A 24528-nucleotide genomic window follows, 5' to 3' on the forward strand; every position below is an offset into this window, starting at 1 on the left:
TTTGTGGTTTCTCGCGCATCGAAACGCATAAAGAAACCGTGCGTCCCACGAACGCAAGGTGCGCATCATACCGGCAACGGAGGTCGTTTTTTCATCGGATGAATGACTTGTGATGCATTTCGGTGGAATTTACCGCGCCGAGCCCGCCGGGTGAGGACGAAAACGCGAGGGCGCGGCGCGGTGCGGAATGGCGGCGGGCCGATTCGCTGCGCCCCTCCGCGGCGCACCGCCGGTACGGACATACGCCACCGCGCGTTACTTCGCCCGCTCATGCTCCCCCATCCCGATCGCCTTGTAGTCGTATGTCGGGTAGAACTCCGTGCGGTACGCGCCCCAGGCCGTATCCTCGAGCACACGATTGACCTCGCGCACCCGCGACGCCGGCAGCCGCAGCACGACGATCTGCCCGACTCCCATCGTCACCGTCCAGCTCACCACCTCGACGCCCGGCGGCGGAAACGCCTTGTAGAACCCCTGCTTCGCAAGCTGCGCATTCAACTCGGCGAGCGGGCGCGACTGGTCGTGTTTCAGGAACACGGTCAGCAGCACCGCGTTGTCGGGCGTTGCGACAGCCGTGCCGGCCGGCACCGTCGACGTCTGGCCGATGGCCGCTGCGCTGCACACCGCGGCGGTCGCCAGCGCGGCGGCAATCACGAACGTTCGAATCGGAAAATGCGGGAATACGGTCATCACGCGACTCCATGGCTTCGTGGGGGGAGCCGCCATCATGCGCCGCCGGGTCCATTGCTGCAGCGAGCGGCCGACGTGCTTACGCCGCACCCGCGCCTTCGCGCTCGCGCAGCACGTCGATGAACGCGCGCAGCTTGGCCGGCATGTGCTTGCGATTCACGTAGTACAGCCACATCGGCGGCAGCGTGCGGCACGCGCCCGGCAGCACCTCGACGAGCGTGCCGTCGCGCAGGTCCTGCTCGATCCGCTCGCGCACGAACGCGAACGCGATGCCGACACCGGCGCGCGCCGCGTCGATCACCGCATCGTCGTCGTTCGTCACGAACACGCCGTCCGGATCGAGATCGACGTCGCGTCGCCCGTCGCGCAGCAGCCATTTATGCAGGCGTCCGCTTTCCGAGAACCGGAAACGGACGCACGCATGATGCTCGAGCTGCGCAATCGATTCCGGCGCACCGTACCGCGCCAGATAGCCGGGCGACGCGACCAGTGCACACGTCAGCGCAGGCGCGATCCGCACGCCGATCATGCCCGGCTGCAATCGATCGGCCAGGCGAATCCCCGCGTCGAAGCCGTCCTTCGCGATGTCGACGAGTTCGTTCTCGTAGCGAATTTCGAGCCGGACTTTCGGATAGCGCTCGCGGAACGTGGCGAGCACCGGCGCGATCACGAGCAAGCGCGCGAGCGGCAGCGCGGTCACGCGCAATAGCCCGTTCGGCTCGCTGCGCGCATCCTTCAGTTCGTCCCGTGCCTGCATGACCTGCCGGTATGCCGGCTCGGTCTGCCGCCGGTAGCGTTGGCCGGCTTCGGTGAGGCTCACGCCGCGCGTGCTGCGGTTGAACAGCTTCACGTTCAGCTCGCCCTCGAGCTGCCCGATCGCCAGGCTGACGGCCGCCGGCGTCAGGCCGAGCGCGGCGGCGGCCCGCGTGAAGTTGCCGGCCGTCGCGACGGTCATGAACACGTGCAGGCCGGCCATCGGATCGCGTCTGCTCATCGTCTGTTCATCATTAGAAAAACTTGAAACTGCTTCGAGCGGAATACGGATTCTCCCATATACCGCAAGTGCCTACACTGGCGCTGTCGTTCCTCGGAGCCTCGCATGAACCCGCTCACTGCCTCACTTCCGCTGCCGCTCGCCGTCGCCCGCCGCACGATTGACGCTGCGCTCGCGCATGCCGCGTCGCTGCAGGTGGCCGGCGTCGCGATCGCCGTCGTCGATGCCGGCGCGAACCTGCTCGCGTTCGTGCGCACCGACGACTGTTTTCTCGGCGCGATCGACCTCGCGCAGCGCAAGGCGCTGACGTCCGTCCGCTTTCGCACGTCGACCGGTGCGCTGGGTGCGATGTCGGGCGACGGTCCGCTGCGCGGCATCGAACACAGTCACGGCGGGCTGGTCACGTTCGGCGGCGGCGAGCCGCTCGTCGACGGCGACGGGCGCTGCGTCGGCGCGATCGGCATCTCGGGCGGCAGCGTCGACGAAGACGCCGCGATCGCGCAGCACTGCCGCGACCTTTTTCAGGCAACCCTTCACTCCACGAGGTAAGCACATGACACGGAAACGCATCTTCATCACCGGCGCGGGCACCGGCTTCGGCCGCGAAGTCGCGCTGCGGCTCGCCGAACGCGGCCACGACGTGACGGCCGGCGTGCGCACGGCCGTCGAGATCGACGCCCTGACGGACGCCGCCGCGCAGCGCGACACCGCGTTGCGCGCGGTGAAGCTCGACGTCACGTCGGCCTACGATCGCGCGCGCGCCGCCGAACTCGACATCGACGTGCTCGTGAACAACGCGGGCGTCGGCGAAGCCGGCGCGCTCGTCGACCTGCCGATCGAGATCGTGCGCGAGCTGTTCGACGTGAACGTGTTCGGGCCGCTCGAACTCACGCAGCAGATCGCACGCGGGATGCTCGCGCGCAAACGCGGCAAGATCGTGTTCGTGTCGTCGATCGCGGGGTTGATCACGGGGCCGTTCACCGGCGCGTACTGCGCGTCGAAGCACGCGGTCGAATCGGTGGCCGAGGCGATGCACGCGGAGCTGGCGCCGCACGGCATCCGCGTCGCTGTCGTGAACCCGGGCCCGTATCGCACCGGCTTCAACGACCGGATGATGGAAACGACGCGGCGCTGGCACGATCCGGCCGTGCATACCGTGACGCCCGAGCGGTTGACGTTCCCGCTCGAACAGCACGACCCGGAGGAAATGATCGCGAAGATGGTCGACGTGATCGACAGCGACGGCGGCGCGTTCCGCAACCTGCTGCCGGCCTCGTCGGAAGCGTTCGTACGCGCCGAGCAGGCGCGTGCGTGGGAACGGCAGCAATAAGAAACGCCAATGAGATGAAAGGCCGGGGGCTGTTTGAATGTGTCAGGGTCCTCAAACAGCTCCCACTACATGAGCCCCTGACTTCTCCCTCCCTCGGCGAGAAGGTAGTCGGTGACTGGGCCCGCGAACACGGCTGTGCCCGTGATCTTGCTGGACATGCACTCGTCGCCTGCTCAGGGCTGAAATTGTCGCTCGCAATCGAACGTCAATTCGTAATGGTCACTTCGACACGACGATTTCTCGCCCTTCCGGACGCGGTAACGTTGTCCGCCAGCGAATCGGCATCGCCATTTCCCTCGACGATGATGCGCGGCGCCGGCACGCCTGCCGCAGCGAGAATCTGGGCGACGTGCCGGGCACGTGCTTCGGAAAGCGCGTAGTTGGATGCTTGACGTGCCGAACTGATCGGTGTGCTGTCCGCATATCCTGCCACTCGGACGGTCGCGTCCTTGGTCACGGTCGCGATTTCCCGGCCTGCCGAAGCCGCGACCGAAGCGCCCCACGGCGCGACCGTTGCGTCGCCGGGCCCAAACATTCCGCTGAATCGGAGCGTCACCGCATGGCGCCCGGCGTCGCGAATCAGTTCGACATTCCCTGCCGCGACTTCATCGCGCAGCCGCAGTTCCAGATTGCGAACCAGTGCATCGAGCGTCGACGCCGGTCGCCTCGATTTCGCGTGAACCCACCGGTCCACCGCGGCGTAGCCCCCGGCCCCCAGCAATAACGCGACGGCGAGACCTCCGGCGAACCTCGCTCGCGATCGACGCACCGAAACGGGACGTACCCACGGATCGACCGTCTGTCGCTGACGTTTCGGCGGCTTGCTGACGCGATTCACGCCGTGTCCCCCCGTCGTGACCACGTCGTGTACGTGTTCGCGAATGACCTGCAGGCGCTTTTGCCCCCCGGCTTCAAACCGGTAGCGCCCACGAAAGCCGAGATCGAGTACGTTCTGGTATAGCTCGATCAGATCGAGGTTCGCACGCGGATCGCGCATTGTCTCGTCGATCAGTCGGAAAACACGGTCGCCGCCCTGACGATCATGTCCGAACGCACTCGCCAGGCAGTTGTCCTGCCATTCGACGCCGGTTGCTTCGCCCTTTCCCCAAGACGTCTGCATCGCCGCCTCGTCGAGCGCGGAGCACAGACAATAGCTTGCGGAACGGACATGCTCGGGTCGGACCGGGAGCGCATTGCAGATCCAGGTAAAGAGGCGAACTTCGTGCCCCAGCCATCGACGCCGCGGTGCGATCGCATCGGCATCGAGCGTTTCCGGCGTATCGGCCAACGCCTGCAACAGGACGCGCGACGCTTCGAGTAGCGGGTTGATCGCTTGCCGGGCAGCCTCGAGACGTGCGGCAACAGGCAGCGACGCCACAGCCCTTGCGTCACCCTGCGGGCAAGATGTCGAAAGAGTCATCGATCGAGTCCTTCCGATTCAGCGGGAGGCGCTTTCCGTGCTCGCCGGCAACATGCCTCGCGGCAACCCCGGCGGCGGGCCGCTGTCCGGCAGGTTGAACGTCGACATCGTGCTGGGACACCGGAAGGTCTTCAGCACGTCGCTCGTGAGCGGATTCGCGACGCTCCCGGCGCTCACGACGTCGAGCGCCGCTTGTCGACCGTCGAAACTGAACGCGATGCGCGTACGGCCCGGCGTCGCCGTGTCCACCACGCGACCTTTCTGGAGCAGGCGCATCAACGCCCACGGTCCGTCCGCTGCGATCGTCGACGTGTCCGGCCGAATCCGCGGGCTGGCCGTGATTTCCGTGTGGACGCCACCGCGCGGCCCCGGCCACGTGACCGTGAAAGGCGCGACCGGACCGTGTTGATAGAGCGCAGTCTGTCCGTCGATGTCGAGCGACAGACTCATGATCGTCGGGTCAAGCTCGGGAATCCGGATGTCGGCCTTCCATGTCAGTTGCTTGTGGCCGGGATCGTTGAAAAAGACATCGCGAATGGCCTTCGCATGCTCGAACGGCTCCAGGTCCGGCCCCCGCATGGGTTCGGTTGCGCCAGGCAGCGTCCGGTAGCGCCACGGCTTCGCGGCCGTGTCGACGAACGGGGCAAGCGTTTTCGTGAAGAAGTCGTCGATCAAGCCGCCCTGCGCAAATACCCGCGTGAAATCGTCGATGCCGACGTCCCGCGTGCTGTCCGGTGAAAACGGATAGTTGCCCTCGACGATCAGCCGGCACGTATCGCCGACCACCGCCTGCATCTGGCGCGACAGCAGTTGGCCGATCCCCTGATTGACTTCGCGCGAGCCGTCGGCAGAGAGCTGCAGCAATACCGCGCGGAACGGCGCGGGCATCGTGTCGGCCGTCATTTTCAATTTCGCGGCGACGTCGCTCGCCGGCGGCATGCTGTTGTTCGACAACGCATTGTCGGCGACGGTGAGCGCCGTGTAATAGTCGTTCAGCAGGTTGGTGACGCCATCCAGCCCCGTCTTGTCCGCCCGCGCGGCGACAGGCTGCGTATCGGACTGCGCATCCACGCTCCCCGTCACGACCTCGCGCAGCGCCGCGAAGTGATTGTCGACGAGTTCCCGTTCAACGCGCTCCGACGCCCGAATACCCGACGCCTTGTCCGCCTTCTGATTGAGCTGGTCGGCGGCCCGCTGCAGCAGCGAACCGTCCGACGCAGCGAGCGGCTGCGTGAGCGTCGTCTCGCGCACGGCCGCGCGGGCCAGCCGCACGAGCGGCGAATCGGGCGCCGCGAAGCTGCGCAGCACCTTCAGATTGAACGCAAGGCTCGTACCGCTCACGGTGCGGATGTCGTCGAGAAACGCGTCCCATTGCTGCGCATATTCCATCAGGTATTCGCGGCGGACCGCGTCGGTCAACGCATCGTCCGCGCCGGTCGCGCTGCTCACGATCTCAGCCGTTTTTTTTTGAGCCGAATCCGACGAACCCGCCAGATACGAGCGCCCCATCACCCACGCATCGTCGTCTCGCGCGATTTGCACGAATTCCGGCAATCGCTTGTCGAACAGATTCCGATAGCCTTCGAACGTAAAGAGCCCCGACACGCCGCGCGACAACGGTGCGTCGCTCGCTCGCGTGAACACCGTGCCGGCCTGCGGGCCGATCGCGCGCAGCAACGTAAATTCGTCGGGCGCCTCCTTGAGCATGGCTGCCTTCGCGCGCTGGTAAAGGCGATCGGTTGCGTTGCTGCCGTCGAGAAACGCGCGCGCCTGCTGCACCAGCGCATCGTTGCGGATCAGCGGCGACTGCACCACGCGCGCTCCGGAGAAAAGCTGCTGCACGTGGTCGATCATCGACGCACGTCCACCGAAAACCGCCGCGCTGTCGGTCTTCGCCCAGTCGTCGAGCACCCATGCCTTGACGTCATCCGCGTTGAACTTCGCCTTGTCGTACAGCATCAGGTAGACGCGCAGCGCATCGTAGGCGGCCTTCGGGTCCTTGCTGGCGATCGCCCGGGACACGACGTCTTCCAGGCGGTGCACGATCTGCGGCAGCAACAGGTTGTCCTCCAGCACGTCATACGCATGGCGGCTTTCGGTGGCAATGTCCGCCGACGTGTAGAGACCGTAGCGCCACGTGCTGTCCGGATTCGACAGGTCCAGACCGGGGAAGGTCGGCAGATCGCGCGCGTCGGTCAGCGTGTCCGGCACGGCCTCCGGTTTGGGTGCCTTGTAGAGCTGGGTGACGCGCGCCGCAAGCGCCTGCACCTTGCGGTCAACTGCATCGAGATAGTCGCTGTTGTGGCCGAAGCTCGCGCGGAGTCCGATTGCCAGCCACACGAACAACACCAGCGCCAATGTGTGGCCGATCAGGCGCGAGAGGCGGTAACGATATTCCCAGCGCAGGTTGGGGCTCACCAGATGCGCTTCAGGGAACACGACGCGAGTCAGGAGATCGTGCAAGAAGAAACCCTGATTGCCCTCGGCGCGCGCGGGTGAAACGGGCGCGTGTTTCTGAGTCGACAGAAGACGTTGAACGACTGTGTTGCGCTTCGCAACGAGCTCGCCATCCCGTTGCCGCGCACTCGTGAAATACACGCCGCGCAACGTCGAATGGAGCTGGGTGTCGTCGTAACGCGAATCGAGGAACACGCGGTCGATCATCTCGAGCAGCGGTCCGAGCAGCGCGGCGAACTCCTCGGGCAACGCGGCAAGCGATCGGCGCTTGTGCGATTCGTATTCGTCCTGCAAATGCGTATCGATCGAAGCGCTGAGCCGTTGCGCAAGTTCGGCGAGTTCCGTATGGCAGCGCGCGCGCAGCCCTTGCTTCGCAACGGTTTCCTTGCCATACGGAAGCGCGAAGCCCCATGCCTGCGCCCGCCCCTCGGCTGTCAGCGCGCCGAAATACTCGGCGAAGCCTGTCAGACGATCCATCTTCGTGACGACCACATAAACAGGAAAACGAATACCCAGCTCCTGCCTCAGTTCCGCCAGCCGCGCGCGCAACGCGGCAGCCTCCGCCACGCGCGCCTGTTCGTCGGCGCTTGCCAACGTCGCAAGATCGATCGTCAGCAACGCGCCGTTGATCGGTGCGCGAGGACGATGCCGGCGCAGCATGCCCAGAAATCCGAGCCACTCCGCACGATCCACCTTCTGTCGGCGTTCGCCCGTACCCGGGCCAGGCGACACGACATGGCCGCTGGCCATCGACGTTGCAGCGGCTTTCGAGTGCGACGCCTCGTTCTGCTTCTCATCTTCTCCAGCACCATCCGCAGCCGGCTCGGCATCGGCGCCGGCCTTGCCCGGAACGCGGGTTGCGGGCTTTCCCGTTTCCTCAGAGGGCGCGCCGACGTCATCAGCCGTCGACGTGCCATGACGCGCGTAGTAGCCGGCCGTGTCGATCAATACAGCCTCGTTGGTCAACCACCAGTCCACCGCGGCAGCGTCGCCGACAGGCGTCCCGGCCGCGCGCTGCATCTGCTCGGCAACGGGAAACGCCAACCCACCGCTCATCAGTACGCTCGTCTTGCCGGCCCCTTGCGAGCCGAGCGTGATGTACCAAGGCAGCTCGTACAAATAGCGCTTGCCCTGGAACAGCTTGCCAAGACCACGCGCGCCGGTACGCATCGATTGCAGGCGCACGAGCGCGCTCGTCACGATCCCTTCGATTTTCCGCAGGCGGGCTGCAGCAGGCGACTCATTCTTGCGGCGATCCATGCGCAGCATCTTCTTCATGAACGCATCGTCTTCGCGCATTTTTTGCCACACGCGGACGATCCAGAAGAGGACAAAAGCCGCCACGATCAGTGCGATCGCGGTGAGTCGGGCCGACACGGGCTCGAACGGCGTTGCATGGCCAAGCGACAGCAGCGGCGCCGCATACCAGATCAGCAGGCACAGCAACGCGATGAACACGATGCTCGTCGACACGCCCACGAGCCAGAGCAGCACACCGGCGAGCAACAGCGCGATCAGCAGCACGCGGATGCCGGCGCCGGCGAGCGGCTTGAGCCCGCCGAACGCGAAAAACGGGCCGACGAACCAGATCACGAGCGAAACGACGATCAGTGCGAGGAACGCGAGGAACTGGCGCGAGGCCAGAAACGACAGGAACTGGAACTTCTTCATGTGTTATTCCGGAAACGGATCTGGCTTAGCGTGCGACGTCGATCTCGACGCGCCGGTTTTGCGCGCGCCCCTGCGCGGTGCGGTTGTCGCCGACCGGATCGGCATCGCCCTTGCCGACGGCTTCGAGCCGGTTCGCCGGCACGCCGGCAGTTTGCAGCATCTGCATGACCTGGGTGGCGCGTTCTTCCGACAGCATCTGATTCGATGCGAAATGTCGGCTGCGAATCGGCACGTTGTCCGTGTAGCCGATGATCGTGACCTTGCCCGGCACCTTGGCGATCTCTGTGGCGATCTTCGAAATCAGCGGATTCATCGATGCCTGAACCGAAGCGCCACCGGGCTTGAACATGGCGTCGCCGCGGAACGTGACGGCGCTGTGGCGGGCATCCTCGACGACGCTTACCGTGCCTGCCGCGATTTCGTCCTCGAGCAACTGTTTGAGATGCAGTTGTGGAGGCGGTGCAGGCGGCGGCGTCATGCGGGCGATGTCGGCAATCTGCTTCTGGACGTCCGCGCTGCGGCTGAACAGTTCGTACTTGAACCATCCGAACAGGCCGAGCAGGATGACCGACAGGATCGTGACGGTGATCCATACCGGAAAATCGGTGAACGACAAGCGTTTGCCTGTCGCGGGCGATTGCCAGTGGGGCGATAGCGTCAGCGGCACGGGTTCGCGCTGAGACGTGATCACGTTGTAGAGCCGTTGACGAATCGCGTCGTGCTTGCGCTTGCCGTCGGTCATGTCCCGGTATCGGCCTTGGAAACCGAGGCTGAGAATGCGGTAGATCACTTGAAGGAGGTCCCGGTGCTCATCCGGATCTTCCAGCAAGCGCCCAATCAGAAGATAGACCTTGTCGCCGCCCTTGAGATCTCCGTGGAAAGTGGTTGCAAGCCCATCGTGGATCCATTCGATTGCCGCCGAACCCTCCTGGCCCCATGCGGTTTGTGTTGCGGCTTCGTCCAGTGCCGTGCACAGACAGTAGCTCGCGCCGATCATGTGATCTCGCCGGATGTTTGCCTGTTCGCAGAGTTTCTCGAATACGCGCACTTCCTGATCGAGGAGCATGTGTAGTGCAAGTATCTGCTCAGGTTCAAGATGTTCCGGCATATCCGCCTGCGCACGCAGGAGTGCACTTGCTGCTTCAAGCAACGGGTTTTGTGCGCTCTGGACGGCCAACAGCCTTTTCGGCAACGGGATGGCCATGGCTCCCGGAGCTTCTTGCCGATTATCCGGTGATGGCTTTTGATCGACGAGGGGCGCCACGGCCTCGCTTGATTGGTTAGTCATAAAGAAACATCGATTTTTAATAACTCTTACATAACAATACGAATTTATTTAATTCAAGATACCGATATGGTTTTCAATCGACTCACCAGCACACATCCGCAACCAGCATGATGTGCTTCGAGAGCAACCGGCACTCCATCGACCAGGAAAGTTTCGTCCCCTTCCTCGATTCGATTCACGCCGTGCTCTGCGCAACGGACGAGGTCGAATTTACGAACAATGGCTTTTCCTTCAATACTATCCGTACTACTTCCCGTTAATATCTCGCCGCCGTGAGGTGCCAGCGTGTCACTGACCACAATGATCTGTCGGGACATGTTTTCTCCATTGAAGTCAATTATGGACAAGAAATCGATCGACTGCGGAAATTAAATAAATCGTTGATATGGCATCAAGACCGTGATCGAACGGTAATGCGTCGACGTCCCGCGATATATGTCCTCGACCGTCAGGCGGCGGCACCGCGTTCTTCGTGGACGATGGTGTCGTCGCCTTGGCCGCATCGATCAGTGTCTTGGCGTCGCCATCCCATTTCGGCAACGGCGCCGGCGGGAGCGGAAGAACCTTGTCTAGGTTCGGGAGCTTAAGACGACCCCGGTAATGCTCCAAGACTCGGGCAATCTTGCTATACCGCTGGGCGCGGGCTTGATCGATGTAACCGACAAGATTGCTACCGTCGGTCAAATCAAATCCATCGAATTCGGTAAAGATATTGCTAGCACATTTGGAACTTCCAAGCCTCACCCCCTCGTGCAGCACCTCTAGTGCACGTCGCTTCGCCGATGGCGTCATCGATCGGGCATAAATGTAGCTGAGTTTATTGGCGGCATCCCCATGCCCTTGCGCCAAAGCACACTCAAGCATCTGCGTCGCAATGGGTTCATTCCCCCAGAACTCGCCCCCCGGATCGTCATATGTCCCGGCTAGCTTGCTGGCTAGGAACGTCATGGCCGACGGGCTTCCCATATCAGCTGCTCTTTGGAAGAACGCATAAGCACTGGTGGCGTTTCCGCCTTTGACCAGCCCCCTCTGGTGGTACACACCCATCTGATCGTACGCATCCGCCACGCCTAGCGTCATCGCCTTCTCCACCCAACGAATCGCTACTTCCGAATTACGCTCAGGCACGCCCGGATAGCTGCTCAAAATCAATCCCGCGAGATTGAGCATTGCCTTCCAGTGATCGTGTTCGGCCGCCTGCTCGTATAGTCGATAAATCTTCGCGTAGTCGCGCCGCTTGTAGTACACGTCCGGATCGTCGAGCGCCAACGCCTGCTGGAACCACTGCTCTGCCTGTGGATCGATCGGCCGCACGTGCTGATCCTGATATACGCACTTGAATTCCATGCGGTGCGGATTAAACAGCGGAAGTTTCTCGTAGCGGGGCTGGTCAGACATCGCGGCAGTCAATTTGTTGGTCACGGTAGTTAGCGGCCCCGCCTGCACGCTGACCGCGAACAAGCAAAGGCTCATGACCACAACGCACAAGCTCTGCCCGACCACACTCGTTCCGGATTTGCTCACAGCGCAATCCTTTCGAAACCGTCGTCCGTCCGTGCATTGGGGCTACCCATGAAGACCCACCGCACATGCACTGGGTCAATCTCCAAGTGACGATCAACTGGTTTCGGAAACGGCTGCCCCTCCGGCACGAATGCTTGCTGATCCCAGCGGTTGTACAAGGCCGCGAGCGGATGATCCGCTCCGACGTTTGCCTTCCAAATACCCGTTTGCGGGCATCGCTCCGATCCGTGGCACGACAACTTCTCAGGCTGCGTCTCAAGTTGACGCAAAAATCCGGCATCACGCAGTTGCGCCAGAAATACCGATCGACTCGGCGGCACTGGTCGAGATTCGCCCAGGTAATGCCACTGCACCTGTTCGGCTTCCAGCCAGTTGACGTGCGGCGGGTCGAAACGCTCACCGGCCCGATAGCGCTCGGGGTGACCACCGCGGGCAAATTTCAGTTGGTCCTTACGCATGGTCGACAAGCCGTAGAGCGCCATCCAGTAGCCACTTTCCGGCACCACCTTGTCACCGTTCACGGCATACGGACTTTGCGCTAGCGACATGACACCCTGCCCCTCAGGCATGCGGGCTCGACCTTCCAATTTGGATGCCGGGTCTTTTTTCGGAGGTGGTGTCACTGCCTTGGCTGCATCGATCAGTGTCTTAACGTCACCGTCCCATTTCGGCAATGGTGCCGGGGGAAGCGGTAGAACTTTGTCGAGGTTTGGCAACTTCAAACGGCCTTGGTAGTGCTCAAGCGCATTACCGATCACTTTGTATCGTCGAGCACGAAACTGATCAACATATCCGATTAAATTTTCACCATCAGCCAATCCAAATCCGCGAAATTCTGATGCGATATTATTAGCGCATTTTGCACACCCCAATTTCACACCCTCGTGGAAGGTTCTCAACGCTTGCACTTTCGCCTCAACAGAATAGCCACTTTGCTGATAGAAACCTAACTCATAAGCGGCATTTCCGTACCCTTGGGCCACCGCGCATTGCAACATCTCTATGGCGATTGGCCGATTTCCCCAAAAATCGCCGTCCGGCGAATCATAGGTACCGCCCAGCTTGTCGCCAAGGAAAGTCATAGCCGATGGACTTCCCATATCTGCCGCTCTCTGGAAGAACGCATAGGCACTGGTGGCGTTTCCGCCTTTGACCAGCCCCCTCTGGTGGTACACACCCATCTGATCGTACGCATCCGCCACGCCTAGCGTCATCGCCTTCTCCACCCAACGAATCGCTACTTCCGAATTACGCTCAGGCACGCCCGGATAGCTGCTCAAAATCAATCCCGCGAGATTGAGCATTGCCTTCCAGTGATCGTGTTCGGCCGCCTGCTCGTATAGTCGATAAATCTTCGCGTAGTCGCGCCGCTTGTAGTACACGTCCGGATCGTCGAGCGCCAATGCCTGCTGGAACCATTGCTCTGCCTGCGGATCGATCGGCGGCACGTGCTGATCCTGATATACGCACTTGAATTCCTTGCGGTGCGAATTAAACAACGGAAGTTTCTCGTAGCGGGGCTGGTCAGACATCGCGGCAGTCAATTTGTTGGTCACGGTAGTTAGCGGCCCCGCCTGCACGCTGACCGCGAACAAGCAAAGGCTCATGACCACAACGCACAAGCGCCGCCCGACCACACTCGTTCCGGATTTGCTCACAGCGCAATCCTTTCGAAACCGTCGTCCGTCCGTGCATTGGGGCTACCCATGAAGACCCACTGCACATGCACGGGATCAATCTCCAGGTGACGATCAACTGGTTTCGGAAACGGCTGCCCCTCCGGCACGAATGCTTGCTGATCCCAGCGGTTGTACAAGGCCGCGAGCGGATGATCCACTCCGACGCTTGCCTCCCAAATACCCGTTTGCGGGCATCGCTCCGATCCGTGGCACGACAACTTCTCAGGCTGCGTCTCAAGTTGACGCAAAAATCCGGCATCACGCAGTTGCGCCAGAAATACCGATCGACTCGGCGGCACTGGTCGAGATTCGCCCAGGTAATGCCACTGCACCTGTTCGGCTTCCAGCCAGTTGACGTGCGGCGGGTCGAAACGCTCACCGGCCCGATAGCGCTCGGGGTGACCACCGCGGGCAAATTTCAGTTGGTCCTTACGCATGGTCGACAAGCCGTAGAGCGCCATCCAGTAGCCACTTTCCGGCACCACCTTGTCACCGCTCACGGCATAGGGACTTTGCGCGAGCGACATGACACCCTGCCCCTCAGGCATGCGAGCTCGACCTTCCAATTTGGATGCCGGGTCTTTTTTGGGATGAGGTGTCACCGCCTTGGCTGCATCGATCAGTGTCTTAACGTCGCCATCCCATTTCGGCAACGGTGCCGGGGGAAGCGGTAGAACTTTGTCGAGGTTTGGCAACTTCAAACGGCCTTGGAAGTGCTCCAGGGCATCGCCAATCTTGCTATAACGTTCCGCGCGGTCTCTGTCGACACGTTCTGCAAGACTTTTCCCATTTTTTAGGTACGTTCCATTGAACTCGACGGATAGTTTATTTGAACATTTCGCACTACCAAGCCTTACACCATTATGGAATATTTTCAGTGCGAGTTTTTTTGCCTCGTCAGAGTATCCACTCGATTGCAAAAATCCTAACTCATAGGCAGCATCACCATATCCCTGCGAAACCGCACACTGCAACATTTGCATAGCGATTGGCCGATTTCCCCAAAAATCGCCGTCCGGCGAATCATAGGTACCGCCCAGCTTGTCGCCAAGGAAAGTCATAGCCGATGGACTTCCCATATCTGCCGCTCTCTGGAAGAACGCATAGGCACTGGTAGCATTTCCGCCTTTGACCAGCCCCCTCTGGTGGTACACGCCCATCTGATCGTACGCATCCGGCACACCTAGCGTCATCGCCTTCTCCACCCAACGAATCGCTACTTCCGGATTACGCTCAGGCACCCCCGGATAGCTGCTCAAAATCAATCCCGCGAGATTGAGCATTGCCTTCCAGTGATCGTGTTCGGCCGCCTGCTCGTATAGTCGATAAATCTTCGCGTAGTCGCGCCGCTTGTAGTACACGTCCGGATCGTCGAGCGCCAACGCCTGCTGGAACCACTGCTCTGCCTGTGGATCGATCGGCCGCACGTGCTGATCCTGATATACGCACTTGAATTCCATGCGGTGCGGATTAAACAGCGGAAGTTTCTCGTAGCGGGGCTGGTCAGACATGACAGTGGTCAATTTGTTGGTCAAAGTAATCGATGATCCAGCTTGAACATTAATACCGTTCAAGAATAGAGCAACGCAAATAAAGCGTATAAATATGGTCACACACACCTCCACTCACACCACCAACGTCCCGTCATATGACGGAACAGTTACCTGGGCGTGCATAGTTGCCGTCGCTCGGTAGTCCTCGAATTCAAGCAGAAAACCCTGCATACTCGCACCATCTTTTCTCGCTAATGCGTTTTGCTTCATGAGATCTCCCCATGCTTTATAAACTGTTGGAATCAAGGTTCGCTCCCCCGTCCCGCTGATCCCTCCACCCGATTGCAATCCAAACACCCGCTCACGCAACTTCACCACCCACTCCTCCCCAGTCGCAGCAATATTGATTTCGCTATCCACCGACATACTTCGTTGATTCAGGTTGGCGCTCCCGAGTGTCACGAATACATCGTCGATCAGCATCAGCTTCGAGTGAATATAAATCTCGCGATACGCCATCTTCCCTTCCACCATCCCGCTTGTGCGCAGTCGCGCCACGCTCACTTTCAGGCCAAGCGTGCCCTCCAACGCCTCCACGCTCGGACGATCGAGCACCTTGTGCCTTGCCTTGACCTTGAGCGGATTTCCGTGTTCATCCTTGAGATTCAGGTCGTATTGAACATACTTTGCTCTTTTATAGTCCTGACTCATCCTTCCGGAATCCACCAAATCGGCCTGATTCGGCATCGCTTTTCCGTGACCGAGTTCCGTCAATGTGTCAAAGGTACGCGGCACCATTCCGTCGTCCTCCGGATGTGGAATGACGATGAACAGATGGAGCCTAGGAACTTCGGCAATCGGCTTCTTGGACAGACGATCCCAAGCATCACAGAACTTTTCTCGCTGATCCTTCAAATGACACGCGAATTCCGGGTAATAAAAGTACTGATTTTCGATATAGATGTAGTTACGTGCGTAGCTTGTCGCCTGGAAATACAGCTCCTTGATGCTTTTTTCCCGCTCGTGAGCCTGAGTCCGAACTATCTGTACAGCCTGCCGTGGGTTTTTCGGCAAGGTGGGGATCCGAGGTGGCAACGCTGCCAACTCCTTCGTCTTCCAGTCTTTGGGCGCGAACAAATTCCAGCCTTGCTCAAAATTCTGGTGCAGACGCTTGAGCGCCGGCCCGACTACCCGGCAAGCGTAATCTTGCAGTGGCCTCGCATGCTTGTATTGCCCCGTACCAGTTCGATTTCCGGGATTCTGCGTAGCTTTTGCTTGCGCGTGCTCGCCATCGACATTTGTTGCCGACCAGGTCTCGCGCAGCGAGTCGTCGATTCGATGGTTTTCGCTGTCCCAGTAGTCCGTCACGGAGTTGAGGCCCATGACATATCCAATGGCATGAAGGCCTCCTTCATGCTCGTAATCAATCAGTATCGGCTTCTGGTGATGCGTCGGAAAATTCCACAGAAGCCCGGCCTCGTCTACGGGGTTATACCATTCGAACGCGGGTGGATCTTGCTCCTTTGGAGCCTGATCGATTAAAGCCTTGACATCTGATCTGGAAATACTTCGCAAAACGATCTGTAGATTTGGGTTTCTTCCTTGCGCCCTTTGCGACGAAGGGAGATGATCCTGCCACCACTTCACGCAGTAATCGTGGCGAGCGTGATTTGCGTATGGCGATCCAAGTGGTCCGTGCTTCGCATCGGTGTAACCAGGCATGTTGTTCTGCTTGGTCGATGCGAGCAAGTCATACCAAATCAGCAAGCGAACGCGAACGGGATTCCGCGCTCGAGTAGTGACTTCATGCAGCAACTCACCGTATGTTTTTCCACGCTTCCATTCCGCCCCAGAGCGGACGAGTTCCATTGCCGGATCGAACCCCCAGCAGACAATATCCACGGTTGCCTTGGCGTCACGGATGTCCTTCTCGATTCTTTCGAAGCCTTCGCGGCCACATACAAAGAAATCCAATGCGTTGCCGTAAGTAATCGGATTCTTCTCGCGCTTTTCCAGCAGCCATTGCACGGTGCCTTGCGCCCTACGCCCAGCTTCGTCGATTGCAATATCAACTGGATTATGCGTCTTGATGTCGTCGGCCATATAGTTGTCCCGTAGCGTTTCGAGCACACGTCACACGCGTTCGCCACGATTCGAGCGCAGATCGACATGCTCGGGATCGTGATTAAGCGCATCGCGCACCTTAAGATTGAACTCACCGCCGTTGCTGAGTTTGACGCGATACGCGCTTGTTCCCGGCTGATGATTCATGACGATCACGCGCCCGAACTCGTCGGTCACGCCCTCTCCGATCTTTGCGGTTCCCTTGAACAATTCGTACGGCTCGTCGACGTACCGGTTCGCGGCCCCAGGTAGCGCGCCAAGCGTGAAGTGCAGGTTTTCCGGCAATTCCGGGGCGTCGAGCACGAGCGGGCTGCTCTTGTTGTCCGGACCGGTGAATATGCGCCCAGCCGAATGCACTTCGAAATTCCCGTTTGTACCGCTTGTGATCTCACCGGCACGCCAGCGCGTGTAGCTACCGCCTCCGCTTATTTCCACTTCCTGCTGAGCACTGATGCGAATCCGGTCGGCAACGACCGTGACATTGAGTTTCGCGAGCAGGTTAATACTGTCTTTCAGCGCCTTTAGATCGATGTCACCTGCCGCGGCCACCAAGCGCATACCGGCTTGATAGACAAACAACCGTAACGCCTTGCGCATGCTCGCGAACAAGCCACCGCCCGTGCTGACCGACATGTCGGTACCGACAGTCACCGCGGCAGCACGGCCACTGCTCAGATGAATCTGTTCCGGCGTACTCGCAACGATGCCGGCGGGACTGGCGAGTACAAGCTGAGGGTCCCGGAACTGATTCAGCTTGCCGCCGCCCCGAATAGCATTCGCCTGTGCTTTCAAAGACGTCACAATGGTGGTTTGTTCACCATCGTGCGCATGAACGGACTGAGCAGTGTGTGCAAGCCCTTCTGCAAGCTCCTGGGACTCGGAAAGCTGCGCATCGATCTCGTCGACGCTGAATGCGTCGCCATTGGCGGCTGGTCGACTGAAGGTCGTGAGCAATAGCCCTTCGGCCCCCCGAACCGCAGCTTTGCCGTCCGTTCGCAATTCAGCCCCTCGACCACGCTCATCCTGCCGCCCAGCATTGCCGGCAATGCGCGTGATATACCCGAGATTCAACTGCGAAGTGCCTTCGTCGCTCGACAGGTGGGCCTGGATTTTTCCGTTCGTGTCGTCGAAGGCGAGCGTATTCGCCCGACGGCCGCCGACCTCCCGGCTGCGATAGCCGGCAAGCGTCTGGTTTTTCGGCAATGCGAACGGCGGCATGTTGAATGCATTGGCCGCACGCCCCACGATGATCGGTAAGTCCGGATCGCCGTTGACGAAAGCGACTTCGACCTCATGCCCCCGGCGCGGCAGAAAGATTCCGCCGAACTGATCGCCATGCCACGCACCGGCCACGCGCACCCAGCAACTTGAACGCTCGTCGTTGTTGCCGAGCCGGTCCCACAGAAACTGGAGCTTCACCCGACCGTACGCATCAGTCCAGATTTCCTGATTCTCCGGACACGTCACGACGGCATATTCGACGCCGTTCACACGTGGCTTTGCAATCGTACGCAGCAGCCTGAACGGTTCAATTGTCGGCTGCACCGTAAAATCCGCCTCGCAACGGTATCGCTGGCCGGATCCGGACGCTTCGCCAATCTCCTCGATCGTCAGCTTGCAGGCGATCACCGCATACTCGCGATTCGCCGCATCCTGCGGATAGTGCGACAGCACGAACGTCTGGCCTGCCACCATGCCGCGCAGGTTGCCTTTGCCGTAGGCCCTCAGCCCCTGACAACGCCGAGCCTCCATCTGCACCAGCGTCAGGTACTCCGCTTCCGTGCGCGGCTCGTTGTGATCGCCCGAGAGTCCAGCCGCACCAGCCTGCGGCTGTGCGTAATCACCCCACGTGTAGTGCTCCTGGTGGGCAAGCCCCGTATCGCGAGGATCCTCACGCGTCACCTTCAGGTCCGCACGCGGCAACGTATAGTCGTAGTCGACGCTCGTCACCGCACCTGCGGTCAGCGCGTGGGAGACCGAGAAGTCCTGAATGTGTTCCTCGTCAAGCCGTCGACCGGTCGGCGGTTCGTAGCGAAGCGCGGCATACGCGTCACCAAGCGGTTTGAGCGCGCCCATCGAGTCGCACAGCACAAGGCGATGCTTGCCTTCGCCATGCTCGAAGAAGTAGTAGATGCCCCACTCTTCCCACAGGCGCTGCAGGAACGTCCAGTCGCTTTCGAAGTGCTGGCGTTGAATGTCACGCTTGGGCCATGCGTTGTTCGGCCGCGGCGTGGTGAGCCGTTTTTCGACCGGGAACGGATACGACGAGAGCACCGCATCAGTGATCTCGACCACGGACATGTCCTGGAAGATACGACAGTCGCAATTCTTGGTTGCTTGCCAGAGCCATGGCCGCAGCGTGAGTGCATACACGATCGAACGACCATCCTCGCGCACGAGCGTCGCATGGCTCACGATACCGGTAATCTCGCGTGCGCCCGCGCCGAGATTGGCCATGCCAGCATTGCCGGCCAAGCCGGGGATGAAGCGGCCCTTGCCCTCGAGCTGAATCGATACGGTCACTTCCGTACCGATCAGCGTGTCGAGCTTGACGTTCGCCGCGATGCTCTGCGAAAACCCGAGCGCATCCGGAGTTTTCAGCTCAAGCGTGTACTCGAACAGTTCGCCAACGGTCTCGCCACCGGTGAGTTTCACCGGAGTGAGGATCGACTGTCCCGCATACAGCGGCAGGGCCGCGCCTGAGACTGATAGTGTCCGTGGTGCATCAAACAAAGCCATTCCGACATCTCCATTGAATCACTTGAGCTGCGGTTTACCTATAGTGCGTTCGGGTATCGACGCCTATCCGCCGATTCATTTCCAGCCGTTGACGAGCTGAGGCGGATTATTAATGAAATAGAAAAACAAAATACCCACCGAAACAATCAATACACAAAAAACATATACAAGACCAAGAAAGATTCCGCCGGCGATATCCGGTTCGCCGCGTACAAACAAGACAATCGCACAACCGACCGCTAGCAACGGTGGCACGATAAGGCCATAGCCCCCCCAAAACGACTGCGATCCCACACCTACAAATAAGACAAAGCAATAGCCTACGACCACAATCAACCAAGCCAGTCCGATACCGCGCCGTATGAGTTCTTTCTGAGTTGGGTTCGGAGACCGCTTGGTGATATTTTTCATTTTCCAGATTCGAGTTAGTTAAGAGCTTGGGCCAATTAGCTATCTAGCTCTCTCGCAACGGACGCGCTTATGCCCGTACGCCCCACAATTCGAGCTTGAGCGACGGAAACTCCCCCGCGACATGCAACGCAACGCCGCCATGCCGCACGACTTCCTCCCAAAGCGGCCCGCCCTGAGTCAATTCGTAATAGATGTAGCCCGCGTTGAATGGAATCTGCCGCGGGGGCACCGGCAACGCTTCGAGGCCAATACCCGGCAAGTGACTGCGCACGAGGCTCGGCAGCTTGTCCGACGGCCCCGCCTTCGCCTGCGCGAGAAACTGCTGCTTCAGCGCATCCGCAGGCATTGCCGCATGCACGGCCAGCACCAGCGCGGTGAACCCTTGCATGTCGACCGGATCGACCACCGCGTTGCGCATGCCGTGACCGCGATCCTCGAGCGCGATGCTCTGCGCGCTGCGCACCAGCACGGCGTTGAGCAGCCGATGCGTGTCGTCGACAACCGGCTTCAGGCACACATGCGGCGTCGTATGCTGATACATCGGATGCGTTTCGAGCGGACGGCGCGTATCGGTGCGCAGATGCGTCGACAACTCGCCAGCCATGCCGATCAGCAGCGCGTATACGTCCGATGGCGATGTCGCCGGCACCCGCAGCAGATGCTGAAGCAGCGGCTCGTAGCGGTTGAGAATCTGCAACAGCAGGTAATCGGTAACAGTCGCCGCGCTCGCGGTGGTGTCATCGGTTCCGGCCAGGCGCTGCGCCAGCGCATTCGCGCGCAAGCGCGCGAGATCATGAATCTTTGTCACCCAACTCGTGAGCAGGTCGCTCGCGCCGTAACCGGATACGGGCGGCACAAGCGTGTCGTCGAGCGCGATGCTGCCATCCGCGCGAATCGTCTTCACGCACGTGAGTGCGAGACCGATCCACGCATCGCCCAACTCCTTTTCAGGCAGCAGGCGTACTCGCAAGTTCGACAGTTGCACCGATTCGGGCGCAAGACCGATCGAGTTCGTGTCACGCAGCTCCGTGTCGAACACCTGATAGCGTGCGAGCGAATCGGGTGTGTTGTCGAAGGTGGTCTCCTCGCAATTCGGCAACCGGACAGGCACGGCCAGATAGATGACCTGATCCAGATGCTCCTGCCGAATCGTCAACGGCGGCGGCAACGGCGTGTTGCCCGGCGCATCGAACGGCGTGCCGTCGGCGAACACCCCGGCCGCCGACTTGACGACCACCTTGCCGAGCGCCAGCGCTTCATGGTCGAGCGCGTAGTGCGTGAAGCCGAAAAAGAACGGCGACAGCGGCGCCGCACGCTGATGCGCGTATTTCTCGAAATAGCGGTCCTGCTGCTGGAACAGCTGCGGGCGGAAGAACAGCCCTTCCTGCCAGGCGACCTTGGCGTACCAGCTCATGCGTGCCGTCCGTTTTGTTGCGCGACGTGTTTCATTTTTTCGCTTCCGTGATCTTGACGGCCTTGGCCTCGAGATCGATGGTCAGTTTCAGCTTCGGCGTGAACAGGCGGTACCACGCCTTGTCCGGTGCGGTCGGCATCACATAAACTGCTCGCCACACCGCATTCGGCAAGTCGCGATAAGCCGCGATCACGCCGATGGCCTTCGTGGCCGAATCGGGCCGGCGCACGAACGTCCGGTGCTCGCCAGGGCGCAACTGCAACTCGTCGCGTTTCACCACGTCGTCGGCCAGCACCGTTTTGTGCTGGGTCTGCAGCGTGAAAAAGTCGGATGCCTCGAAGGCACCGTCGTTCTTCAGTTCGTAAACGCGCACGACGATCGGCGCAGCCCTTCCCCGGTCGTCCGGATTGACATCGGGCAGCGCGTTCACGCGCATATCGAGCCGAATCGGCTCCTTCGGCTTCGGCTCGCCACTGCTTGCGCAAGCGGAAAGCGCGAGCGCGCAGACAAGTGTGGCGACGGTCGGTATCGAGCGCATGCAGCTATGAACCCTTATTCCCAATGTGGGACGCCCCACAACCGACGGAGACGATTCGCCTGCACCGGTTGCGAGGCATCGATGCGATTACGCTTCCTTGTTGCCCTTGATGTCGAAGCTCGCGGTCACGGCGCCACCGCTGCCGCCCTGCGCGTTCTGCACGACGTACTCCTGCTTGACCTTCGCGAACGACAGCGACACCGATTCACGGCTCTTTTCCGCGTCGTTCTTGCTGCCCGACGGCTTCACGCGCGTGACGATCACGTCGCTCATCGTGAGCTTCAGGTATTCGAGCGGGTTGCCGCCGGCCTTGCGCATCACCAGCGTTGCCTGGTCGATGTGCTTGCCCGTGAGCGCGTACTTCATCAGGTTCGGGCTGGCGCGGTCGATGTTGTGCTCGAACGTCAGGTCCTTGACGGTGGCCTTGCCGGCGCCGCCGCCGCTACCGGCGTGCATCGTCGATTCCTGCTGGATGTCCCACTCCCAGGTCAGAACTTCGATTTCGTCCTTGTGCTTGTCGTCGAGCGATTCACCGTTGATGCCGTCGATCTTCAGGAAAATGTCTTGCGCCATGCGTAGTACTCCTCTTATTAAATGATTTGAAACCGGTCGATCATCGTCCACCAAAGGCGTTCGATGTCCGTCCCTGCTGGACCTACCGGATGGTTAAGCCGCTTCCTTGATCGACGGCAGCTTCGTCACGAGCCGCAGCGAGACGGTCAGCCCTTCGAGCTGGAAGTGCGGACGCAGGAAGAATTTGGAGTTGTAGTAGCCGGGGTTGCCCTCGACCTCCTCGACCACCACTTCAGCGGCCGCAAGCGGCCGGCGCGCCTTCGTCTCCTGCGACGAGTTGGTCGGATCGGCGTCGACGTAATGCATGATCCATTCGTTCAGCCAGCGCTGCATGTCCTCGCGCTCCTTGAACGCGCCGATCTTGTCGCGCACGATGCACTTCAGGTAGTGCGCGAACCGCGAGCACGCGAACAGGTACGGCAGGCGCGCGGACAGGTTCGCGTTGGCCGTCGCGTCCGCATCGTGATACTCGGCCGGCTTCTGCAGCGATTGGGCGCCGATGAACGTCGCGTGATCGGTGTTCTTGCGGTGCACGAGCGGAATGAAGCCGTTCTTCGACAGCTCGGCCTCGCGTCGGTCCGAGATCGCGATTTCGGTCGGGCACTTCATGTCGACGCCGCCATCGTCGGTCGGGAACGTGTGGGTCGGCAGGTTCTCGACCGTGCCGCCCGATTCGACACCGCGAATCAGCGAGCACCAGCCGTACTGCTTGAACGAGCGGTTGACGTTGACGCCCATCGCGTACGCCGCGTTCGCCCAGCCATAGCGCCCATGGTCCGAACCGTTCGTGTCTTCCTCGAAATCGAATTCGTCGACCGGGTTGGTCTTCGCGCCATACGGCAAGCGCGCGAGGAATCGCGGCATTGCAAGCCCCACATAGCGCGCATCTTCGGTGTTGCGCATCGAGTTCCACGCGGTGTATTCGAGGTTCTGCGTGAAAATCTTCGTCAGGTCACGCGGGTTCGCGAGCTCCTGCCACGACTCCATCTGCAAAACTGACGGTGCGGCACCGGTGATGAACGGCGTGTGTGCGGCAGCCGAGACCTTCGCAATCGAGCCGAGCAGGTCGACGTCCGGTGGCGTATGGTCGAAGTAGTAGTCTGCGACGAGACACCCGTACGGTTCGCCGCCGAGCTGACCATATTCCTCTTCGTAGATCTGTTTGAAAAGCGGGCTCTGATCCCAGGCCAAGCCCTTGTAGCGACGCATCGTGCGATGCAGCTCGGCTTTCGAGACATCCATGAAGCGAATTTTCAGATGCTCGTCGGTTTCGGTGTTCGACACGAGGTGATTCAGGCCACGCCACGCGGATTCGAGCGCCTGGTAATCGCCGTGGTGCAGAATCAGGTTGATCTGCTCGGAGAGCTTGTGATCGATCTGCGCGATGATCGCCGCGATGCTCTTGTACGCATCGTCGCTGATCGTTGCCGTTTGAGCCAGCGCCTGCTCGGCGAGCGTCTGAACGGCCAGTTCGACGGCTTCGCGCGCGTCGTCGGTCTTGGGTCGGAATTCGCGCTCCAGCAGCTGAGTGAAATCGGATTCGGTATTCGTCTGCGCCACTGCGCCCCGTGCTTCCTGTTTCGCCATGATGGTCATCCTTTATCGGTTCGTCGGTCAGTTCGCGCCGTCTTGTGCGGCGGTTTCGTCCGCATGGCGCTCGGGCTTCGGCGCCGCGGCCAGCGACTTGAGCAGCGCCGGGTCCTGAAGCAGCTGCGTGACGAGCGCCTCGGCACCCGACTTGCCGTCCATGTAGGTCTGCAGATTGGCGAGCTGCGTGCGCGCTTGAAGCAGTTGGCGCAGCGGCTCGACCTTGCGCGCGATCGCGGCAGGCGAAAAATCCTCCATGCTCTCGAAGGTCATGTCGACCATCATCTGCCCGTCGCCCGTCAGCGTATTCGGCACGGCGAACGCGACACGCGGCCGGATCGCCTTCATGCGCTCGTCGAAATTGTCGATGTCGATTTCGAGAAAGCGCCGGTCCGATACCGCCGGCAGCGGCTCGGCCGGATGCTTGCCCGACAGATCGGCGAGCACGCCCATCACGAACGGCAGCTCGACCTTCTTCTCCGAGCCGTAGACCTCGACGTCGTACTCGATTTGCACACGCGGCGCACGGTTGCGCGCAATGAATTTCTGCGAACTGCTGGAAGCGGCCATGAATGAAACTCCTGAACAGTGGTGGT

At 60.7% G+C, this 24528-nt stretch carries 19 protein-coding genes; 2 read left to right on the forward strand and 17 right to left on the reverse strand.

The window, feature by feature from the left end:
- Positions 1–255 precede the first annotated feature (255 nt).
- Together HWX76_RS09785 and HWX76_RS09790 are read right to left on the reverse strand one after the other, a co-directional pair.
- The gene (locus HWX76_RS09785) at positions 256–690 is read right to left on the reverse strand and encodes a hypothetical protein (protein WP_176015744.1); all 435 of its coding nucleotides are present in this window, start codon (positions 688–690) and stop codon (positions 256–258) included.
- Between the two features lie 79 nt (positions 691–769).
- Positions 770–1684 carry a LysR family transcriptional regulator gene (locus HWX76_RS09790; RefSeq protein WP_050012725.1) on the reverse strand — a complete coding sequence of 305 codons (915 nt, stop codon included), beginning with the start codon at positions 1682–1684 and terminating at the stop codon, positions 770–772.
- A 105-nt stretch (positions 1685–1789) separates the two neighbouring features.
- Here HWX76_RS09790 and HWX76_RS09795 point away from each other — a divergent pair, with 105 nt between their 5' ends.
- Positions 1790–2233, forward strand: coding sequence for a heme-binding protein (locus HWX76_RS09795; protein WP_050012726.1), 444 nt, complete (start codon positions 1790–1792; stop codon positions 2231–2233).
- A gap of 4 nt (positions 2234–2237) precedes the next feature.
- Entirely contained in the window at positions 2238–3014 is a 777-nt protein-coding gene (locus HWX76_RS09800; protein WP_050012727.1) for an SDR family oxidoreductase, read from the forward strand.
- A gap of 205 nt (positions 3015–3219) precedes the next feature.
- On the opposite strand, the gene icmH is transcribed toward HWX76_RS09800, so the two are convergent.
- The 15 genes from icmH to tssB all read right to left on the reverse strand — a co-directional run bounded on the left by icmH (position 3220) and on the right by tssB (position 24502).
- Positions 3220–4434 (reverse strand): type IVB secretion system protein IcmH/DotU, encoded by a 1215-nt coding sequence (gene icmH / locus HWX76_RS09805; RefSeq protein ID WP_176015745.1) that lies wholly within the window; start codon positions 4432–4434, stop codon positions 3220–3222.
- Positions 4435–4452: 18 nt separating this feature from the next.
- Positions 4453–8562: a type VI secretion system membrane subunit TssM gene (gene tssM, locus HWX76_RS09810; RefSeq protein WP_176015746.1), complete on the reverse strand. Its 4110-nt coding sequence runs from the start codon at positions 8560–8562 to the stop codon at positions 4453–4455.
- A 25-nt stretch (positions 8563–8587) separates the two neighbouring features.
- Positions 8588–9850 (reverse strand): type VI secretion system protein TssL, long form, encoded by a 1263-nt coding sequence (gene tssL / locus HWX76_RS09815; RefSeq protein WP_089489409.1) that lies wholly within the window; start codon positions 9848–9850, stop codon positions 8588–8590.
- Positions 9851–9903: 53 nt separating this feature from the next.
- On the reverse strand, positions 9904–10167 hold the full coding sequence (locus HWX76_RS09820) for a PAAR domain-containing protein (RefSeq protein ID WP_080334197.1): 264 nt from the start codon (positions 10165–10167) through the stop codon (positions 9904–9906).
- Positions 10168–10183: 16 nt separating this feature from the next.
- Entirely contained in the window at positions 10184–11374 is a 1191-nt protein-coding gene (locus tag HWX76_RS09825) for a DUF6396 domain-containing protein (protein WP_244137958.1), read from the reverse strand.
- Positions 11371–13032: a DUF6396 domain-containing protein gene (locus HWX76_RS09830; RefSeq protein WP_244137959.1), complete on the reverse strand. Its 1662-nt coding sequence runs from the start codon at positions 13030–13032 to the stop codon at positions 11371–11373. Before HWX76_RS09830 ends, HWX76_RS09825 begins: the two co-directional genes overlap by 4 nt.
- Positions 13029–14564, reverse strand: a complete 1536-nt coding sequence (locus HWX76_RS09835; RefSeq protein ID WP_176015747.1) for a tetratricopeptide repeat protein — start codon at positions 14562–14564, stop codon at positions 13029–13031. Before HWX76_RS09835 ends, HWX76_RS09830 begins: the two co-directional genes overlap by 4 nt.
- 114 nt (positions 14565–14678) lie before the next feature.
- The gene (locus tag HWX76_RS09840; protein ID WP_176015748.1) at positions 14679–16649 is read right to left on the reverse strand and encodes a phospholipase D-like domain-containing protein; all 1971 of its coding nucleotides are present in this window, start codon (positions 16647–16649) and stop codon (positions 14679–14681) included.
- 30 nt (positions 16650–16679) lie between these two features.
- The gene (tssI, locus tag HWX76_RS09845; RefSeq protein ID WP_176015749.1) at positions 16680–19409 is read right to left on the reverse strand and encodes a type VI secretion system Vgr family protein; all 2730 of its coding nucleotides are present in this window, start codon (positions 19407–19409) and stop codon (positions 16680–16682) included.
- Positions 19410–19484: 75 nt separating this feature from the next.
- On the reverse strand, positions 19485–19820 hold the full coding sequence (locus HWX76_RS09850) for a hypothetical protein (RefSeq protein WP_124631106.1): 336 nt from the start codon (positions 19818–19820) through the stop codon (positions 19485–19487).
- Between the two features lie 67 nt (positions 19821–19887).
- Positions 19888–21234 carry a type VI secretion system baseplate subunit TssK gene (tssK, locus tag HWX76_RS09855; RefSeq protein ID WP_050012732.1) on the reverse strand — a complete coding sequence of 449 codons (1347 nt, stop codon included), beginning with the start codon at positions 21232–21234 and terminating at the stop codon, positions 19888–19890.
- 31 nt (positions 21235–21265) lie between these two features.
- Positions 21266–21772: a type VI secretion system lipoprotein TssJ gene (gene tssJ / locus HWX76_RS09860; protein ID WP_050012733.1), complete on the reverse strand. Its 507-nt coding sequence runs from the start codon at positions 21770–21772 to the stop codon at positions 21266–21268.
- 87 nt (positions 21773–21859) lie between these two features.
- Entirely contained in the window at positions 21860–22345 is a 486-nt protein-coding gene (locus HWX76_RS09865) for an Hcp family type VI secretion system effector (RefSeq protein WP_050012734.1), read from the reverse strand.
- 93 nt (positions 22346–22438) lie between these two features.
- Complete coding sequence (tssC, locus tag HWX76_RS09870; protein WP_050012735.1) at positions 22439–23932, reverse strand: type VI secretion system contractile sheath large subunit; 1494 nt, start codon at positions 23930–23932, stop codon at positions 22439–22441.
- Positions 23933–23959: 27 nt separating this feature from the next.
- A complete protein-coding gene (tssB, locus tag HWX76_RS09875) occupies positions 23960–24502 on the reverse strand; it encodes a type VI secretion system contractile sheath small subunit (protein ID WP_050012736.1) in 543 nt (180 codons plus the stop codon).
- Positions 24503–24528: the final 26 nt, after the last annotated feature.

The sequence above is a fragment of the Burkholderia sp. BCC0398 genome, from assembly GCF_902833245.1.
GTDB classification, from domain to species: domain Bacteria; phylum Pseudomonadota; class Gammaproteobacteria; order Burkholderiales; family Burkholderiaceae; genus Burkholderia; species Burkholderia sola.

Bases quoted from the DNA above. Each gene is read 5' to 3' on its own strand.
- tssB (WP_050012736.1), bottom strand. From the start codon at position 24,502: ATGGCCGCTTCCAGCAGTTCGCAGAAATTCATTGCGCGCAACCGTGCG.
- HWX76_RS09785 (WP_176015744.1), bottom strand. From the start codon at position 690: ATGACCGTATTCCCGCATTTTCCGATTCGAACGTTCGTGATTGCCGCC.
- tssM (WP_176015746.1), bottom strand. From the start codon at position 8,562: ATGAAGAAGTTCCAGTTCCTGTCGTTTCTGGCCTCGCGCCAGTTCCTC.
- HWX76_RS09850 (WP_124631106.1), bottom strand. From the start codon at position 19,820: ATGAAAAATATCACCAAGCGGTCTCCGAACCCAACTCAGAAAGAACTC.
- tssJ (WP_050012733.1), bottom strand. From the start codon at position 21,772: ATGCGCTCGATACCGACCGTCGCCACACTTGTCTGCGCGCTCGCGCTT.
- tssC (WP_050012735.1), bottom strand. From the start codon at position 23,932: ATGGCGAAACAGGAAGCACGGGGCGCAGTGGCGCAGACGAATACCGAA.
- HWX76_RS09800 (WP_050012727.1), top strand. From the start codon at position 2,238: ATGACACGGAAACGCATCTTCATCACCGGCGCGGGCACCGGCTTCGGC.
- tssK (WP_050012732.1), bottom strand. From the start codon at position 21,234: ATGAGCTGGTACGCCAAGGTCGCCTGGCAGGAAGGGCTGTTCTTCCGC.
- HWX76_RS09795 (WP_050012726.1), top strand. From the start codon at position 1,790: ATGAACCCGCTCACTGCCTCACTTCCGCTGCCGCTCGCCGTCGCCCGC.
- HWX76_RS09835 (WP_176015747.1), bottom strand. From the start codon at position 14,564: ATGTCTGACCAGCCCCGCTACGAGAAACTTCCGCTGTTTAATCCGCAC.
- HWX76_RS09840 (WP_176015748.1), bottom strand. From the start codon at position 16,649: ATGGCCGACGACATCAAGACGCATAATCCAGTTGATATTGCAATCGAC.
- HWX76_RS09865 (WP_050012734.1), bottom strand. From the start codon at position 22,345: ATGGCGCAAGACATTTTCCTGAAGATCGACGGCATCAACGGTGAATCG.
- HWX76_RS09820 (WP_080334197.1), bottom strand. From the start codon at position 10,167: ATGTCCCGACAGATCATTGTGGTCAGTGACACGCTGGCACCTCACGGC.
- HWX76_RS09790 (WP_050012725.1), bottom strand. From the start codon at position 1,684: ATGAGCAGACGCGATCCGATGGCCGGCCTGCACGTGTTCATGACCGTC.
- icmH (WP_176015745.1), bottom strand. From the start codon at position 4,434: ATGACTCTTTCGACATCTTGCCCGCAGGGTGACGCAAGGGCTGTGGCG.
- tssI (WP_176015749.1), bottom strand. From the start codon at position 19,409: ATGGCTTTGTTTGATGCACCACGGACACTATCAGTCTCAGGCGCGGCC.
- tssL (WP_089489409.1), bottom strand. From the start codon at position 9,850: ATGACTAACCAATCAAGCGAGGCCGTGGCGCCCCTCGTCGATCAAAAG.